Annotated in this window: 14 protein-coding genes and 1 pseudogene; 9 read left to right on the forward strand and 6 right to left on the reverse strand. The window is 66.5% G+C overall.

The window, feature by feature from the left end; all coding sequences use genetic code 11:
• Positions 1-160: pseudogene (locus AvAM_RS08300) on the forward strand (IS5/IS1182 family transposase); the annotation flags it as partial.
• Positions 161-405: 245 nt separating this feature from the next.
• Here the strand turns inward: AvAM_RS08300 and AvAM_RS08305 are convergent.
• Both AvAM_RS08305 and AvAM_RS08310 read right to left on the reverse strand, forming a co-directional pair.
• Positions 406-2,529, reverse strand: coding sequence for a diguanylate cyclase (locus tag AvAM_RS08305; RefSeq protein ID WP_137746625.1), 2,124 nt, complete (start codon positions 2,527-2,529; stop codon positions 406-408).
• Between the two features lie 183 nt (positions 2,530-2,712).
• Positions 2,713-3,336 (reverse strand): Crp/Fnr family transcriptional regulator, encoded by a 624-nt coding sequence (locus tag AvAM_RS08310; RefSeq protein WP_137746626.1) that lies wholly within the window; start codon positions 3,334-3,336, stop codon positions 2,713-2,715.
• A gap of 310 nt (positions 3,337-3,646) precedes the next feature.
• Between AvAM_RS08310 and AvAM_RS08315 the strand changes: the two genes are divergently transcribed.
• The 3 genes from AvAM_RS08315 (at position 3,647) to AvAM_RS08325 (ending at position 7,998) form a co-directional block, all read left to right on the forward strand.
• Entirely contained in the window at positions 3,647-4,696 is a 1,050-nt protein-coding gene (locus AvAM_RS08315) for a porin (protein ID WP_137746627.1), read from the forward strand.
• 154 nt (positions 4,697-4,850) lie between these two features.
• Positions 4,851-6,728 carry a phosphodiesterase gene (locus AvAM_RS08320; RefSeq protein WP_249368017.1) on the forward strand — a complete coding sequence of 626 codons (1,878 nt, stop codon included), beginning with the start codon at positions 4,851-4,853 and terminating at the stop codon, positions 6,726-6,728.
• An 886-nt stretch (positions 6,729-7,614) separates the two neighbouring features.
• Complete coding sequence (locus tag AvAM_RS08325; protein ID WP_137746628.1) at positions 7,615-7,998, forward strand: RidA family protein; 384 nt, start codon at positions 7,615-7,617, stop codon at positions 7,996-7,998.
• Positions 7,999-8,012: 14 nt separating this feature from the next.
• Here the strand turns inward: AvAM_RS08325 and AvAM_RS08330 are convergent, their stop codons facing one another.
• Positions 8,013-9,275, reverse strand: a complete 1,263-nt coding sequence (locus tag AvAM_RS08330) for a urate hydroxylase PuuD (RefSeq protein ID WP_137746629.1) — start codon at positions 9,273-9,275, stop codon at positions 8,013-8,015.
• Positions 9,276-9,528: 253 nt separating this feature from the next.
• Positions 9,529-10,347, reverse strand: a complete 819-nt coding sequence (gene xdhC / locus AvAM_RS08335; RefSeq protein WP_171012172.1) for a xanthine dehydrogenase accessory protein XdhC — start codon at positions 10,345-10,347, stop codon at positions 9,529-9,531.
• 124 nt (positions 10,348-10,471) lie between these two features.
• Between xdhC and AvAM_RS08340 the strand changes: the two genes are divergently transcribed.
• Positions 10,472-10,951, forward strand: a complete 480-nt coding sequence (locus tag AvAM_RS08340; RefSeq protein ID WP_375708148.1) for a hypothetical protein — start codon at positions 10,472-10,474, stop codon at positions 10,949-10,951.
• Positions 10,952-11,009: 58 nt separating this feature from the next.
• Here the strand turns inward: AvAM_RS08340 and uraH are convergent, their stop codons facing one another.
• Entirely contained in the window at positions 11,010-11,360 is a 351-nt protein-coding gene (uraH, locus tag AvAM_RS08345; RefSeq protein WP_015012870.1) for a hydroxyisourate hydrolase, read from the reverse strand.
• Positions 11,361-11,468: 108 nt separating this feature from the next.
• Between uraH and AvAM_RS08350 the strand changes: the two genes are divergently transcribed.
• From AvAM_RS08350 to AvAM_RS08365, 4 genes are read left to right on the forward strand one after another with little or no spacing between them, the layout of a single operon-like run.
• Positions 11,469-12,137, forward strand: coding sequence for a GntR family transcriptional regulator (locus AvAM_RS08350; RefSeq protein WP_124509982.1), 669 nt, complete (start codon positions 11,469-11,471; stop codon positions 12,135-12,137).
• Positions 12,138-12,158: 21 nt separating this feature from the next.
• Entirely contained in the window at positions 12,159-13,118 is a 960-nt protein-coding gene (puuE, locus tag AvAM_RS08355; protein WP_137746632.1) for an allantoinase PuuE, read from the forward strand.
• 2 nt (positions 13,119-13,120) lie between these two features.
• Entirely contained in the window at positions 13,121-14,899 is a 1,779-nt protein-coding gene (gene uraD / locus AvAM_RS08360) for a 2-oxo-4-hydroxy-4-carboxy-5-ureidoimidazoline decarboxylase (protein ID WP_137746633.1), read from the forward strand.
• The gene (locus tag AvAM_RS08365) at positions 14,896-16,131 is read left to right on the forward strand and encodes an ArgE/DapE family deacylase (protein ID WP_137746634.1); all 1,236 of its coding nucleotides are present in this window, start codon (positions 14,896-14,898) and stop codon (positions 16,129-16,131) included. The genes uraD and AvAM_RS08365 overlap by 4 nt, the downstream gene beginning before the upstream one ends.
• On the opposite strand, the gene AvAM_RS08370 is transcribed toward AvAM_RS08365, so the two are convergent.
• Positions 16,128-17,627 carry a PLP-dependent aminotransferase family protein gene (locus AvAM_RS08370; RefSeq protein WP_171012173.1) on the reverse strand — a complete coding sequence of 500 codons (1,500 nt, stop codon included), beginning with the start codon at positions 17,625-17,627 and terminating at the stop codon, positions 16,128-16,130. The genes AvAM_RS08365 and AvAM_RS08370 overlap by 4 nt on opposite strands.
• Between the last annotated feature and the right edge of the window lie 115 nt (positions 17,628-17,742).

Here is a 17,742-nt window from a genome sequence, read left to right on the forward strand (position 1 = left end):
GCCGATGGTCATGCCCAAGAAGCGCTGGGTGGTGGAGCGCACCCATGCCTGGCTGGAGCGCAACCGCAGGCTGGTGATGCACCACGATCGCAAGCCGTTCTATGCACAGGCATGGGTTTGGCTGGCGCAGGCGCGGATGCTACTGGGGCGGTTGAAATAGATTTCTTCTACACCCTCTTGGCGAAGCAAAAGAAAGTGAGTCGCCCGCCGGGGCGACAACCCGGCTCCCGCCCCAAACACAAGCATGGAGCCCAAACCAGCACACCAAGGCTTCGACAAGCTCAGCCCGAACGGTTAGCGAGCCACATGAACTTCGACAGCCCCGCCCCACACCGACAGACGGCAATCACTACAAAAACAATAGCTACCAAGGCATAACCAGCAGGCGCCAGCAGCCAAAATAAATCAAACCGGCCCCAACGCCATCCGCCCCGACGCCGTCACCGTCGCCTGGCTCGCGTGCCGCGTCTCCACCCGGTTGCGCCCCGCCCGCTTGGCGTCATAACAAGCCATGTCCGCCGCATACAGCACCGACGGCACGTCCTGCAAACTCGCGTCCAGCACCACCAGCCCGATGCTCACCCCCAGCGTGAAACTGCGCCCCTGGTACGAAGGCTCCCAGGCGTGCACCGCCACACGCAGCTGCTCGGCCACCGCCTGGCCCCGTGCCAGCGCACAGCCGGGCAACACCACCGCAAATTCATCCCCCCCCAGGCGCGCCGCCCAGCCGATCTGGCGCACCTGCGATGCCAGCAGACGGGCCACGTGGCGCAACACATCGTCGCCCGCGTCATGCCCGGCAATGTCATTGACCACGGTGAAATGGTCCAGATCGAGGAACAGCACCACCCCATCGCCCTGCGGCTCGCTGCCTTCCTCATCCTCCGTGGCACTGCGCTGGCGTGTGGAGCGCTCGGCCATCAGCAGGCCCAGGCGCTCGTCGAAAGCGGCGCGGTTGTAGAGCTGGGTCAGGGCATCGTGCGAGCGCTCCCAGGCGTGCTGCACCTGGGCCTCGCGGGCAGCGGTAATGTCTTCCAGGATCCACACCGTGCCGCCATGCATTTCGTCGGGCCGCACGCTGCGCCCCTGCACACGGGCCCACACGGGCGTGCCGTCCTTGCGCATGAAGCAGATGTCGCCGTCGAACGCGCCATGCGCAGCCATCTCGGAGCGCACGCGCTCGCCCACCTGGGCATAGTCCGCGTCGCTGGCATACACAGTGCGTGCGGGGCGGCCCTGCAGCTCCTGCGCGGTGTAGCCCAGCATCACGCAGGCCTGTCGGCCCACCACATCCAGCATGCCGTGGCGCGAGATGATGATGCCCACCGAGGCGTTGTCCAGCACGGCCTGGAACTGGCCGTCGAGCGTGTCCTTGCGCTGTTGTTGCTGCTGGCCCTGCTGCACCAGGCCCTGGAACACACGCACCAGCTCGCCCACCTCGCCCCCCGCGCGGGGCCAGGCCTGGTCGGCCGGGGGCTGCTGGTGCCGGGTGCTGGTCTTGAGCAGCTGGCGCGCCTTGTAGGTGAGTTGCGCCAGGGGCTGAGCCATCCAGCCCATCAGGGCCACGGCCAGCAGCATGCACAGCAGCATGCTGGCCACGGCCAGCCACCAGGCCTCGCGCTGGGCGCCGCGCAGGGGTGCCAGCAGTGCCTGCGAGGTGCTGACCCGCGCCACGATCCACTGCGGCAGCGGCATGCCCGCCATGCTCACGATGTGGTCAGGCTGCACATGGCTCATGCCCCGCCCCACCACGGGCTGGGCCTGGGTCAGCCAGCGGGTGTAGACAGGCGCCAGCCCGGCTTCGTCGCGCACCTGGCCCAGGATGCGGGAAGAATCGGGGTGCGAAAGGATGGTGCCGTCGCGCGTGAAGACGATGAGCTGCGAGTCTTCGCGCGCGGGCAGCGTCATGGATGGGGGCAGCAGGCTTTGCGATTGCAGGCGCAAGGCCCCGGCCACCACGCCCAGCACGGTGCCGTCTTCGCGGTGCAGCGGCATGGTGAACATCACGCGCGGCTCGCCACTGCGACCGGCGATCAGCTCGGACACCAGCGGCTTGCCATCCACCAGGGTGCGGCGCAGTGCGTCGCGCTCGGCCGAATCCAGGTCGGCGGCTTTTTGCTGCTGCCCGGCGCGCAGGTTCAGGCGCAGCTCGCCGTTGTCGCGGGCCACCTGCATGGTGTCGAAGAACTGCACGGCGGGCAGGCCCTGCTGCAGCAGCCATTCGAGCGACGAGGGGGATTCGAGCATGCCGGGTGTGATGCCTGCGGCCACGGTGCGCAGCACCTTCTGGCTCTGTTCGATCTTGCTGGCCAGCAGGCGGGCCACGACCTCGACCTCATCGGTCTGCTGGCTCACCACCCGGCGCACGGCCTCTTGCCCCGAGGCGCGGGTGACCAGCCACGCGGCCACCGCCCCCGACAGGGCCACAGCCAATGCCGCCACCAGCATGAGCCGCAGCACCAGCGCCCCAGGCACCAGCCAGCCTGGTGCGTCGTCGTCGGGCGCAGCCGAGGGTGCGGGGGCCGTCATGGACACCCCGGCACAGGAGCGTCGCAGGCACGCGGGAGGTTAGGCATGGGGACGGGTCACAGCAGACATGTCCCAACAAATATACGCAGCCCCCGGGGCCGGGGGCTTGGGTGGAACCCTTGGAAAAACGCAAGGAAAAACCCTGAGTCCGAAGCCGCCCCGCCGCGCGAGACCGGCGCACCCTCAGCAACCAGCCATCGACTGCAGCGCCCGGGGTTGGGGCAGGTTCAGCACGTTGCCGGTGCCATGGATGAGCCCCAGCTCCCGCAAATGGCGCAGCACGCGCGAGAAGGTTTCGGGGGCGATGCCCAGTTGCGCAGCGATCAGGCGTTTGCGCTGGTGCAGCGTGACCTGCATGGCGCCCGTGGGGTCGGACTCAGCATGCTTGAGCAGCCACTGTGCGCAACGCGATTCCGCGTCCTGCGCCAGGCGGCTCACCGCCAGCTCGGACTGCTGCCGATAGCCCTGTGCCATGTCCAGCAGCAGACCCCGCGCGCCCGGCTGCATGGCGGCCAGGCTGCAGCGAAACGCTTCAATCGGCAGGCGCCGCACCTGCAGGCGTGTGTCGGCCACCATGTCCACCGGGAAGGGCAGCCCCATCAGGGCGGATGCGGCATCGAGCCAGAACGGCCCTTCCACCGCCCCCAGTTGGTGGCGCAGAAAGCCGTCATCCAGCACGCCGCGCAACACGCGGCCGCTTTCCAGGTGCAGCACGGAGGTGAGGACCTCGTTGCGCCTGCGCAGCACTTCGCCGGGGGCGATCACCTCGGTGTCAGCGGGCAGGGAGAAAAGGGTAGAGGGCAGCATGGAAGCCACTTTGCCGTGCCGCCGCGCCCGGGGCATTGAGCAAGATCAAAGCCCAACCACGTCGCAAGCCCCGCCCTGCAAGGGTTTGCGCAAAAACACAAGAAAGCTGCGCGCGGACCTGATACCGCCCGCGTGCCTGCAACCTGCCCTGCACTGCCATGGGATATGCAGCTGTAAGAACCTGTTTCAGCAGGGGCACGGAAATTGCGAACTCCGGCGTGCAGGCCCGCCCTTGCACCACGGTGCACACCGGGCCGCAAGCACCCCCTCCCAACGCCGGGCGTCCGGCATTTCACCCTCAGGAAAATCCATGAAAAAAAACCTGTCTGCACTGTCTCTATCCCTTTCGCTGGGCAGCGCACTGCTGTTGTGCACCACCGGGGCCCTGGCCCAAAGCTCGGTCCAGTTGATGGGGCTGACTGATGTGTATGTGGGCTCCATGAAAAATGCCGGTGATGCAGGCCGCAGCGCGGTGGTGGGCAGCGGTGGCATGACAACGTCGTGGTTCGGTGTCAAGGGCACGGAGGACCTGGGCGGCGGGCTCAAGGCCCAGTTCGCGCTCACCTCGTTCATCAAGGTGGACAGTGGCGTGCAAGGCCGCTTCGCCAACGACACCTTCTTCTCGCGCGATGCCAACGTGGGCCTGAGCGATAGCTGGGGCACCGTCACGGTGGGCCGGGGCCTGGCGCCCAACTTCCTGCCCTCCATCCTGTCGAACCCGCTGGGCGACTCGTTCACCTTCGCGCCCGTGATCCTGCACATGAACGTGCCGCTGTTCAACGGCACCGGCTGGGGTTCCACCACGCCGTCCGACACGGGCTGGGCCAACGAAATCATCTACAGCACGCCCAACTTTGGCGGGCTCTCGGCCAACCTGCACTACCAGTTCGGCGAGATTGCGGGCGACAGCGGCAAGAAGAACGTGGGCATCAACGCGCTGTACTTCAACGGCCCCATCACGCTCACCGGTTTTTATGAACGCGACCAGATGAGCAACCCCGCCGCGCCCAGCACCTACCTGGGCACCACCAAGACCGACTGGATGCTGGGCGGCGCCTACGACTTCACGGTGGTCAAGGCGTTTGCCAGCTACGGCCAGGCCAAGGCCGACAACACCACCAACAAGGCCAAGACCACGCAGCTCGGCGTGTCGGTGCCCGTGGGTGCCACCGGCAAGGTGCTGGCATCGTGGGCGCAGACCACGCTGAGCGCTACCGACATCTCGCGCAAGACCTTCACCGTGGGCTACGACCATTTCCTGTCCAAGCGCACCGACCTGTACGTGATGGCCATGGCCGACCGCATCACCAACCAGGCCCATGGCAGCAGCGTGGGCGTGGGCATCCGCCACCGTTTCTGAGGCTCTTGAGCGGGCCTTTTGTGAATAAAAAAGGCCCTCTCCGCGCTACAGACATGCCACATCAGCTATCAAAAATATAGCATTCATGATTCTGTAACCAAACTGTCACGGCGGCTGGGTATCTTTGCGTCCTTGCTCAGGGACCCACAACGCGATGCAGAACACCCAATGGAGCCGGCTGGAGGCAATGATGGCGCTGCTGTCGCCCGCTGCACGCCATGGCACCGGCCCGCTGGCCCGGCTCATGCAGGGTGGTGGGCTGCATTGCGTCTTCCAGCCCCTGGCCGATCTGCGCGAGGGCAACATCCATGCCCATGAGGCCCTGATCCGGGGCCCCGAGGGCAGCCCCTTGCACACCCCCGATGTGCTGCTAAGCCTGGCACGGCAGGAGGGCATCCTGCAGGACTTCGAGCTGTTGTGCGTCTTCACCGCACTCGCCCAATGGGGCCAGCACGAGGCCCTGGGCCGCCTGTTCGTCAACATCAGCGCCGACGCGCTGGTGCATGGCGTGGCGCTGGTGGGCCCCGAATTGCTGGGCGAGACGGTGCGCAGCTTTGGCCTGAGCGCCCGCATGCTGGTGCTGGAGATCACCGAGCACGAGCGCGTGAGCGACATGCCCGTGCTGCGCCAGGCCATCAAGGCCGTGCACGCCTGCGGTGCACGGGTGGCGCTGGATGATTTTGGCGATGGCCGCTCCAGCCTGCGGCTGTGGTCCGAGGTCAAGCCCGACTTCGTGAAGATCGACAAATACTTCATCCACGACATCAGCGACCACCCCGAGAACCTGCAGATGCTGCAGGCTATCAAGGGCATTGCCGATGTGTTTGGCACCAAACTGATTGCCGAGGGCATCGAAACACGCGACGACCTGCGCGCGCTGCGCGACCTGGACATCCCCTACGGCCAGGGCTGGCTGCTGGGCCGCCCGGCCCGCGCCCCGCGCCACACGGTGGACGGCCCCGCGCTGGAAGTGATGCAGGACCGCCGCGTGGCCGTGCTGCCACACCTGGGCCAGACCGCACGCCCGGGCATCCTGCGCAGCCTGCTGGTGGTGCAGGCGCCCACGGCATCACCCGCCACCAGCAACGACGCGGTGGCCGTGATCTTTCACCAGCACACCGACCTGCACGCGCTGGCCGTGGTCGATGGCACACGCCCCGTGGCGCTCATCAACCGCCAGCAGTTCATGAACCACTACGCCACGCTGTACTTCCGCGAGGTGCATGGCCGCAAGTCCTGCCTGGCCTTCGCCAACCAGGCGCCGCGCGTGGTGGAGCTGGACTGCGACGTGGACCAGCTGGTGGGCATCCTCACCTCGCAGGACCAGCGCTACCTGAGCGATGGCTACATCGTGACCGACAACGGCCGCTACCTGGGCCTGGGTACAGGCGACCAGCTGGTGCGCGCCGTGACCGAAACCCGCATCGAGGCCGCGCGCCACGCCAACCCGCTCACCTTTCTGCCCGGCAACATTCCCATCAGCCTGCACATGCAGCGCCTGCTGGAGAGCGGCACTGAGTTTGTGGCCTGCTATGCGGACCTGAACAACTTCAAGCCCTTCAACGACCACTACGGCTACTGGCGCGGCGACCAGATGATCCGCCTGGTGGCGCGCCTGGCCACGGCGCACTGCGACGCGCGCCGCGACTTTGTGGGCCATGTGGGCGGGGACGATTTCATGCTGATCTTCCAGAGCAGCAACTGGCTGCAGCGCTGCAAGAACATCGTGGACGAGTTTGCGCGCGAGGCCGTCACGCTGTTTGACGACGGCGCCCGGCTGGCGGGCGGCATCCACGCAGAAGACCGGCATGGCGTGCGGCGGTTCTTCCCGTGCACCACGCTCGCCATCGGTGCCGTGCGCATCACGCCCGGGCGCTTCCGGCACGCCGAAGAGGTGGCCAACCTGGCCGCCGTGGCCAAACACGAGGCCAAACTGGCCGCCACCGGCGTGGTGCTGCACGGCGGCTTCACCGAATCCAGCCTGGGCGCGTTGGCGGCCACGCGGGCGCTGCAGGATGTGCTGGCGGCGTAGTTTCCGTCGGGTGTAGGGACTGGGCGGTTCACGCTGCAGGCCAGTTCGCTTCGGCCCCAAGCGCGACTACGAGCACCACCCATCCCTTCATTGGTTTCGTGCGCGGCTCAAACTGGAGTCTCTGTCACCTCGCCTTTCACTGTGCAGGCTATAGTTTTTAGGCTGAGGCATGCCGGGTTTCGCAGATTTTTTAACCGGGCACCTTCCACAATCTGAAGCGGCAAGCCAGGTTGAAGAGGAATGCGCGTCCAGAAGATCCCGCACTGTCCAGCGTATTTCGCCAGCTTCGCGGCATGCGCCACGTTAGACCTCCATGCGACCCATCCTGAAATTCGTAAAAGCCATCACGCTCGCAAGCCTCCTCGCAATACCCATCGCCTGTACCAGGGTAGAGCCCGCAGGTGAGTTCAGCACAGCCCTCGGAAAGTTGGTTCGATCCGAGAAAGTCCAGGAGGTAGATCTGGCAAACGTACTCCCACTGGACTGGAATGAACTGTTCGTCTTTGGCCCGTACTCACCCCGCGAGAGCAACTGCCAGGCGTTGCAGCTTGGCTGGCTCAAGTGCCGCCTGACACTGCCTGCTGAAGTGAATGAGGGCGAACTCGTCCTGGTCTTCCGAGCAAACTCCCAAGTCGTGCATGTGGAGCGTCATCGGAGGTGGAATGGAGACTTCAGCGCGCAGACCAGTCCGCGACCCCAACCAATACTGCGGTCAGCTGCCAAGTTCTCTGTCAGGCTGGTGTCCAACCGGGCACCAGAGGATGAGCAGTGGTACCAACTTGAGCATCAGGCCCATGACTGAGCACCTGCAGTGACGAGACCTAAGCCTCATGTCAAACGCTAGGCGTCACAAAAGAACCGCGCAACATCTAACTCTGCTCCACCCATGAACGAAGCCGAAATCGCCTCAGGCCTGCCGGTCACACCACACTATCAGTACGCGCAGCGCGTGGGGAGACAGCTCTTTCTTGCGGGCCAGGTGCCGCAGGCCGCCGATGGCTCGATCGTGGCGCCCGGAGAGCCGCGCGCCCAGGCATCGCAGTGCCTCGCGAATCTGAGCAAGGTTCTGGCCGTTCACGGGTTTACCACACCAGACATTCGCCGCCTTGTGGTCTACGTCGTCGGCGAACAGACTGACCTTTCAGCGGCCTGGGGCGCCGTGGCCGAGCACTTTGGCGGGCAAACGCCTCCAGCAACGCTCTTGGGCGTCGCCCGCCTGGGATACCCGGGGCAGGTGGTGGAGATCGACGCCACCGTCGTCAAGGGCTAGGAGTCTGCGCAGCCTCAAGGCCCCGTAGGCGCCCCTGCATCAAACCAGCGCTTGACGAGTGCACGCTCGGCGTCCGTCATGCCCGTGGCGTTGTTCATGGGCATGAGCTTTTGCACCACCACCTGCTGGTAGACGGCCTGGGCATGTTGCTGGACCAGCGCGGGCGAATCCAGCCGCAGGTTCTTCATCTGGACCTGCTCGCCGTGGCACATGTAGCAGCGCTGTTCCAGCACGGCCTGCACCGATTTGAAGTCAATTTGGCTGCCTGCGCCCGCTGCGCTTGCCCCAGCAGCTCCTGAAACAGGAGCAACACCAGATACAGGCGTGGGTGTGGCCACGGCTGCGACAGGGGCCGGGCGCATCCAGGCGATGGCGCCCACAATCACCGCCACGCCCACCAGCGCATAGGGCAGCGGGTTGCCGTTGCGGCCCAGCTTGTAGCCGTGGCGCATCACAAAAAACTGGCGGATGGCCGCGCCCGCAAACATCATCAGGATCAGCACCAGCCAGTTCTGCGGGTGGCTCCAGGTGAAGCTGTAGTGGTTGCTGAGCATCGCAAACAGCACCGGCAGCGTGAAATAGGTGTTGTGCACGCTGCGCTGCTTGCCGCGCTTGCCGTGGATCGGGTCCACGGGCTCACCGGCCTTGATCTGGTGGATCACGGTGCGCTGGCCGGGGATGATCCAGAAGAACACGTTGGCGCTCATGGCCGTGGCGATCATCGCGCCCACCAGCAAGAAGGCCGCGCGGCCCGCAAACCAGTGGCAGGCCAGCCACGAGGCCACGCACACCAGCACAAACACCAGCGCACCCACGATGGCATCGCCGTTTTTCCTCTGGCCGAAGATGCGGCAGATGGCGTCGTATAGCAGCCAGAACACCACAAAGAACGCCAGCGCCACCACGATGGCCGTGGCAGGCGCCCAGTCCATGCGCGACTTGTCGATGAGGTAGGTGCTGGCGCTGTAGAGGTAGGACACCGTGAACAGCGCAAACCCGCTGATCCAGGTGCTGTAGCTTTCCCAGAAGAACCAGTGCAGATGACCCGGCAATTTGGGCGGCGATACGGCGAACTTGACGGGGTGGTAGAAGCCGCCGCCATGCACGGCCCAGAGTTCGCCGCTCACACCCTGTTTCTTGAGGTCATCGTCCTCGGGCGGCGTGAGGCTGCTGTCGAGGAAGACGAAGTAGAACGACGAGCCAATCCAGGCGATGGCGGTGATGACGTGGACCCAGCGCAGCAGCAGGTTGGCCCAGTCGAGAAGGTAGCTTTCCATGGTTCTCGGCCTTGGCGGCGTGGGAAACACGCCGCTTGTACAACCTGCTCACCACTGCGGGCGCTCTGAGCAGAAGAAGGGGGTCGCGCACCTGGGCAGAAAAGCATCTGCTGGGCACCGCTGCGACCGGTGAATCAAAGTGTATGCAGAAATTGTTCCCGCTTCCAGCCCCAGTCTGGTGCCTGCGGGGCGGGAATTACCCGCATTCAAGCTGTTGTGACGACAGGTGCATGAATCGTTCCAGCATCAGTTCTCAAGCTGCCTTCAGGCTGAGCAGCAGCTGCGCCGCCACGGCCACGGCGATCACCTCGGGCTCCTTGCCCCCGATGCCGGGGATGCCGATGGGGCAAGTCACTTGCGCCAGCTCGTCCTGGCTGAAACCCCGGCTGCGCAGGCGGCTGCCGAAAGTGGCCCATTTGGTCTGGCTGCCGATCAGGCCGATGAAGGGCAGGTCCCGCTGCTGCCGCTGGCGGTGCAGGCAGGCGGCCACCACGTCCAGGTCTTCGGCATGGCTGAAGCTCATGATCAGCACGCGGCTGCCCGGCGCCAGGCCCGGCACGGCCCCCTGCACGGGGTCGGAATGCTCGCAGACCGCGCCGTCGGGCGGTGGCTCGGGGAAGATGCCATCGCGGCTGTCGATCCAGGTCAGTGCAAAGGGCAGCGGCGCCAGCACACGGGCCAGCGCATGGCCCACATGGCCGCCGCCAAAGAGCGCCACGGGGTGCAGGTGGGGCGCCAGGCGGGCGGCCAAGCCGGGGGCATCGGCCACCGTGAGCAGGGCAAATCCCAGGTGCACCACCCCGCCACAGCATTGCCCGAGCGCCGGGCCCAGCGCGTACCGCACGGGTGCTGGGTTGGCGGCCGCCGTGCCAACCAGGCGCAGGCGCGCTTCGGCAATCGCCTGCAGCTCCAGGTGGCCCCCGCCAATGGTGCCCACCAGATGGTCGGCAAACACGGCCATCCAGGCCCCGGCCTCGCGGGGCACCGACCCTTGGGTAGACTCTACGGTTACCAGGCATGCTGGCCCGGCGGTCAAACCGTCCAACAGCAAACGCAAATTTGTCACCGCCATTCCTTTGTCGTTAACGCCCCTGGCCGCTGGCACTGCTGGTGGCCCCTGCCACACCCACACCATGCCCGACACGCCCCCCACCCGCTCCCCCGGCCCGCGCAGCCACTGGCTGCTGGCAGGCATCATGGCCCTTGGCGCCGCCCTGGTATCGGCCTGCAAATCGCCGCCAGAACCGGCCCCGCCGCCCGACAGCGTGCCGTCCACCAGCGCGGAGCCTGGCGGCATCAAGGGCCCGGTGCCCGCTGCCGCAGGGTCGGCACGCCCCTCGGCCGCAGCCACACCCCAGGCCTACCGGCAGGATGCAGCCACCCACCTCTATGGCCTGAACCGCGAACGCATCTTCAAGGGCAAACTGCCCGCCCAGTTGTACGCCATTGGCGTGCTGCAGGTGGACATCGACCGCAGCGGCAAGGTCACCCGCATGCACTGGATGCGCGCCCCGCGCCACGCGCCCGAGGTGGTGGCCGAGATCGAACGCACCGTGCGCGCTGCGGCGCCCTTCCCCGTACCCACACGCATGGGCAAGGTCACCTACACCGACACCTGGCTGTGGGACAAGGGCGGGCACTTTCAGCTGGATACCCTCACGGAAGGGCAGTTGTAAGTACATCCCTCCGAGCGGCTTCGCCGCTCGGCGCGGCCGCCCAAAGCAGCCGCGGTGCCTACGAACCTCGGTAGGTCGAATAGCTCCACGGGCTGACCAGCAGCGGCACGTGGTAGTGCTGGTCGGCATGCGCAATGCCGAAGTCTAGGCTCACCTGGTTCAGAAAATTCGGTTCGGGCAACTGCACGCCCCGGGCCTTGAAGTAGCCCGCCACATCAAATCGCAAACGGTAGGTGCCGGTGCGCAGGCTGGCGTTGTCGAACAGCGGCGCATCGGTGCGGCCGTCGTGGTTCAGCACCAGGCGCTTGATGAGGGTGGCGTTGTCGCCGTCGGTGGAGTACAGCGCGACCTCCATGCCGGCGGCAGGGCAGCCGTTCATGGTGTCCAGAACGTGGGTGCTCAATCCCATAGGGAATCTCCTGAAGTGGGGACCACGGCCAATCGGCGAGGATTGCCAAATCGCAGCGTGTAGACCAAAAGTGTATACACTTTTCGCCATCCAACGTATCATGCCACCATGGAATCTTCATCCACCAGTGCGATTGTCGAGGCGCTGACCCGCGCCATCGTGGAGCACCGCCTGCAGCCGGGCACGAAGCTGGCCGAGCAGAAACTGGCCGACCACTTCGGCGTGTCGCGCACGCTGGTGCGCCAGGCCCTGTTCCAGCTCGCGCAGAACCGGCTCGTCACGCTGGAGCCCGCGCGCGGCGCCTTCGTTTCCACCCCCTCGGTCGAAGAAGCCCGCCAGGTGTTCGCCGTGCGCCGCATGCTCGAAACCGAGATGACGCGCGCCTTCGTGCAGACCGTGACGCCCGCCAAGATCAAGGCCCTGCGTGCCCATGTGGCCAGCGAGAAGGCCGCCATGGGCACCGCAGACGCCAGCAGCCGCACCGAGCTGCTGGGTGACTTCCACGTGCGCATGGCCGAACTCATGGGCAACGAGGTGCTGGCACAACTGCTGGGCGACCTGATCTCGCGCTGCGCGCTGATCACGCTGATGTACCAGTCCGCCAGCGCCGCCGAACACTCGCACGAGGAGCACGGCGACATCGTGGCCGCACTGGCCGCGCGTGACGAAGCTCTGGCCGTGTCCCTGATGCAGGCCCACCTGGAGCACGTGGAGGCCAGCCTGACATTCGACCGCAAGCGCCCGGCCAGCGACCTGGCCGCAGCGCTCATGCCGTGACCCCTTGAACCCCTGACGCCCATGATTTACGACTCCACCCAGCATTACCCCCGCGACCTCATCGGCTACGGCAAGAACCCGCCCCACGCGCAGTGGCCGGGCGGCGCGCGCATTGCCGTGCAGTTCGTGCTCAACTACGAAGAAGGCGGCGAGAACGCCGTGCTGCACGGCGACGCGGGCAGCGAGCAGTTCCTGTCCGAAATGTTCAACCCCGCGAGCTACCCCGAGCGGCACATGAGCATGGAAGGCATCTACGAATACGGCTCGCGGGCGGGCGTGTGGCGCATCCTGCGCGAGTTTGAAAAGCGCAAGCTGCCTCTCACCGTGTTCGGTGTGTCGAGCGCGCTGCAGCGCCACCCTGAGCTGACCCAGGCCTTCGTGCAGCTGGGGCACGAGATCGCCTGCCACGGCCTGAAGTGGATCCACTACCAGCACATCCCTGAAGAAGTGGAACGCGCCCACATGGCCGAGGCCATGGAGATCATCGAACGCATGACGGGACACCGCGCCCTGGGCTGGTACACCGGCCGCGACAGCCCCAACACCCGCCGCCTGGTGGCCGACTTCGGCGGCTTCGAGTACGACAGCGACTACTACGGCGACGACCTGCCGTTCTGGATGGAAGTGAAAAAGAGCAACGGCGCCACGGTGCCCCAGCTCATCGTGCCCTACACGCTCGACTGCAACGACATGCGCTTTGCGCTGCCGCAGGGCTACTCGCACGCCGACCCGTTCTACCAGTACATGAAAGACACGTTTGATGCGTTGTACGCCGAGGGCGACCCGGCCGGCGACAACGCACCCAAGATGATGAGCATCGGCATGCACTGCCGCCTGCTGGGCCGCCCCGGCCGCATCACGGCGCTGCAGCGTTTTCTGGACCATATCCAGCAGCACAGCAACGTGTGGGTGTGCCGCCGCATCGACATCGCGCGCCACTGGAAACAGGCGCACCCCTACCCTTCACAGAAAGCAGGCTGAGCATGGCCCTGACCCTGGAACAACTCAACGCCGCCAGCCCTGCCGAGGCCCTGCAGTTGCTGGACGGCCTGTACGAGCACTCGCCCTGGATCGCCGAGCAGGCACTGGCGCAACGCCCCTTCCGATCGCAGGCCCACCTGCAGCACGCGCTGGCGCAGGTCGTGCGCACGGCGGGGCAGGACGCGCAGCTCGCGCTGATCCGCGCCCACCCCGAACTCGCGGGCAAGGCCATGGTGGCGAAGAATCTCACGGCCGAGTCCACCAACGAACAGAGCAAGGCCGGCCTCACGCAGTGCACGCCCGCAGAGTTCGAGCGCATCCAGGCGCTCAACGCTGCCTACAACGAGCGCTTTGGCTTCCCATTCATCCTGGCGGTGCGCGGGCCGCGCGGCACGGGCCTGCCCAAGCAGGAGATCATCGACACCTTTGCCAGGCGCCTGGACAACCACCCCGAGTTCGAGCTGGCCGAGGCCCTGCGCAACATCCACCGCATCGCCGAGATCCGCCTGAACGACAAGTTCGCCGCCGAGCCTGTCCTGGGCAACGATGTGTGGGACTGGCAGGAAAAGCTCGCCGAGCATTCCGACCCCGGCTTTGCCGAAAAGGGCCAGCTCACCGTCACCTACCTCACCGACGCGCACCGCGCCTGCGCCCAGCGCATCAGCCACTGGATGCGCGACTGCGGCTTCGACGAGGTGGAGGTGGACGCCGTGGGCAACGTGGTGGGGCGCTACCACGCCGCTGGCGAAGGCGCCCGCTACCTCATCACCGGGTCGCACTACGACACCGTGCGCAACGGCGGCAAGTACGACGGCCGCCTGGGCATCTTCGTGCCCATGGCCTGCGTGCGCGAGCTGCACCGCGGTGGCAAACGCCTGCCCTTCGGCATCGAGGTGGTGGGTTTTGCTGAAGAGGAAGGTCAGCGCTACAAGGCCACCTTCCTCGGCTCGGGCGCGCTTATCGGTGACTTCAACCCCGCCTGGCTCGACCAGAAGGATGCAGACGGCGTGACCATGCGCGCGGCCATGCAGCACGCAGGTTTGTGCATCGATGACATCGCAAAGCTCAAGCGCGACCCCGCGCAGTACCTGGGCTTCATCGAGGTGCACATCGAGCAGGGCCCCGTGCTCAACGAGCTGGACCTGCCCCTGGGCGTCGTCACCTCCATCAACGGCAGCGTGCGCTTCATCGCCGAGATGATCGGCACCGCCAGCCACGCAGGTACCACCCCCATGGACCGCCGCCGCGACGCAGCCGTGGCCGTGGCGGAGCTGGCGCTTTATGTGGAGCAGCGCGCCGCGCAGGACGGCGACTCGGTGGGCACCATCGGCCAGCTGCAGGTGCCCGCGGGCTCCATCAACGTGGTGCCGGGCCGCTGCCAATTCAGCCTGGACCTGCGCGCACCCACCGATGCCCAGCGCGATGCGCTGGTGAGCGACGTGAAGGAGCAGCTTGCCAAGATCGCCGCCCGCCGCGGCCTGCGCTACACGCTGGAAGAATCCATGCGCGCTGCCGCTGCGCCCAGCGCGCCCGCCTGGCAGCACCACTGGGAGCGCGCCGTCGATGCCCTGGGTGTGCCCGTTTTCCGCATGCCCAGCGGCGCGGGGCATGACGCGATGAAGCTCAATGAAATCATGCCCCAGGCCATGCTCTTCGTGCGCGGCCTGAACTCCGGCATCAGCCACAACCCGCTCGAATCCACCACCAACAACGACATGCAGCTGGCCGTGGACGCCTTCACCCAGGTGCTGCGCCAACTTGCAGAGGAACAACAACCATGACAACCCCCAATAACTACGCCGCACTGGACGCCTGGATTGACCAGCACTTTGACGAGGAAGTGCGCTTTTTGCAGGCCCTGGTGCGCGTGCCCACCGACACGCCCCCCGGCAACAACGCACCCCATGCCGAACGCACGGCCGAGCTGCTCAAGGACTTTGGCTACGAAGCCGAAAAACATGCCGTGCCCGCAGCCGATGTGTTGGCCTACGGCATGGAATCCATCACCAACCTCATCGTGCGCAGGCCCTACGGAAACGGTGGCAAGACCATTGCCCTGAACGCCCACGGCGACGTGGTGCCGCCCGGCGAAGGCTGGACACACGACCCCTACGGCGCCGAGATCGTCGATGGCGCCATGTACGGCCGCGCCACCGCCGTGAGCAAAAGCGACTTTGCAAGCTTTACTTTCGCGGTGCGCGCGCTCGAAGCCGTAGCCAAGCCCTCCAAGGGCGCAGTGGAACTTCACTTCACGTACGACGAAGAGTTTGGCGGCGAACTGGGCCCCGGCTGGCTGCTGAAAAGCGGCCTCACCAAGCCCGACCTGATGATTGCCGCTGGCTTCAGCTACGAAGTGGTCACTGCCCACAACGGCTGCCTGCAGATGGAAGTGACCGTGCATGGCAAGATGGCCCACGCCGCCGTGCCCCACACCGGCGTGGACGCGTTGCAGGGCGCGGTGCACATCCTGAACGCGCTGTATGCGCAGAACGACGAATACAAGAAAGTCACGTCCAAGGTAGCGGGCATCAAGCACCCGTACCTGAACGTGGGCCGCATCGAAGGCGGCACCAACACCAACGTCGTGCCCGGCAAGGTGATGTTCAAGCTCGACCGCCGCATGATCCCCGAAGAGAACCCGGTCGAAGTCGAGGCCGCCATCCGCCGCATCATCGAGCAGGCAGCGGGCGAGCGCGACGGTATCCGCGTGGAGATCAAGCGCCTACTGCTGGCCAACGCCATGACGCCGCTGGCGGGCAACCAGCCGCTGGTTGACGCGATCCAGACACACGCGCAGGCCGTGATCGGTGAGCCCGTGCCCGCCGTGGGCACGCCGCTGTACACCGACGTGCGCCTGTATGTGGAGCGCGGCATCCCGGGCGTGATCTACGGCGCGGGCCCACGCACCGTGCTTGAATCGCATGCCAAGCGCGCCGACGAGCGCCTGCAGCTGGAAGACCTGCGCCGCGCCACCAAGGTCATCGCACGCTCGTTGAGCGACCTATTGGCTTAACTCTTCAGCCGCTGCGCCTGCGCCAGCCGCGCAAGCTGCGCAAGCCGCTGCACCAGGGCTGGGTACTGCGATTCGGACGTGTTGCCGTAGCCCAGCACCAGGCCGTTGTCTTCGGGCTGCGCGCACAGGGCAAACCGCGACAGCGGCGCCGGGGCCATGTCATAGGCGCGCGCCGCCTCGGCAATCGCCTGGTCGGGGTACTCGGGCGGCAGCCGCACCGTGAGGTGCATGCCACTGTCGCCCCCCAGCACTACATGCGGCACGCTCAGGTGCTGCGCCAGTGCCTCGCGCAGCAGCGCCTGCCGGCTGCGGTACAGGCGCCGCATGCGCCCCAGGTGCCGACTGAACTGTCCGCTCTCGATGAACTCTGCCAGCGCCAGCTGCTCGTGGCGGTGCCCGCCGCGCAGGGTCTCCTTGAGCAGGGGGCCTGCCACGGCCGCCAGTGCCTGCGGCAGCACCACAAAGCCGAGCCGCAACGACGGGAACAGCGTCTTGCTGAAAGTGCCCACATACATCACCGGCGCATCGGGCACCAGGCCCTGCATGGCGCCGATCAGCTCGCCCGCGGGGCGGAACTCGCTGTCGTAGTCGTCCTCGATGATCCAGGCGCCGCAGGCCTGGGCCTGCCGGATCAGCCCCAGCCTGCGCGCCACAGGCAACACGGCGCCCGTGGGGTACTGGTGGGACGGCGTGGCGTAGATGAGCCGGGGCGGTGCCGTGGTCCATGCATCGGCAGGCACCACCAGGCCCGCGCCGTCTACCCGCAAGGGCTCCACCCGCAGGTCCCCGCACTGGAAGGCCGTGTGCGCCCCCCGGTAGCCTGGGTCTTCCACCCAGGCGGTATCGCCCGGGTTGGTCGCCAGCCGCACACACAGGTTCAAGGCCTCCTGCGCGCCTTCGGTGATGACCACCTGCTCCGCCTCGCAGCGCACGCCCCGCGCCACCGCAAGGTGCCGCAGGATGGCGCTACGCAAGGCGGCCTCGCCTGCAGGGTGGCCGTAGCCCAGGGCCGACACCCCCGCCGCCTTGAAGGCGCGATCAAAGCAGCTCTTCCACGCACTCACGGGGAAACGCGCCAGCGCAGGCACCCCGGGTTTGAACGCCAGGGTGTCGGCCGCATCGGCAAACCGGCTGACCACCCGTGCACCGCGTTCGGACAGGCGCGGCGGCGCAGCGCGGGCCGCGCCTGCTCGGCCCCGGGCCCGGCTGCGGTCCAGCGCGGCCACCTTGGTGCCTCGGCGGTTCAGTTCGATGTAACCCTCGGCCCCCAATTGCTCGTACACCGCCGTCACGCTGTTGCGCGACACCCCCAGGTCGGCCGCCAGGTCCCGCGATCCGGGCAGGCGGCAGCCAGAGGGGAAGCGCCCGTCCAGGATGGCATCGCGGATGCGCGTGAGGAGTTGGCGCTGCAACGAATCGCCTTGCCGCCCCCGCACCAGCGGGGCATCGAGCAGGACATGGCGGACGGGGTCAATGGCAGAGGGGCGTTGGATCATGGTGGGCCTGTGAGAACCACCCGATCCAGAACCCGGTGGCACCATCAGATTGTGCATTGGTGGATCTTTTTTACAGTCCACCACAACCCTAGAGTCGGGAACTCGACCTCTTCAT

Source organism: Acidovorax sp. NB1 (assembly GCF_005405905.1).
Lineage (GTDB): Bacteria > Pseudomonadota > Gammaproteobacteria > Burkholderiales > Burkholderiaceae_C > Acidovorax.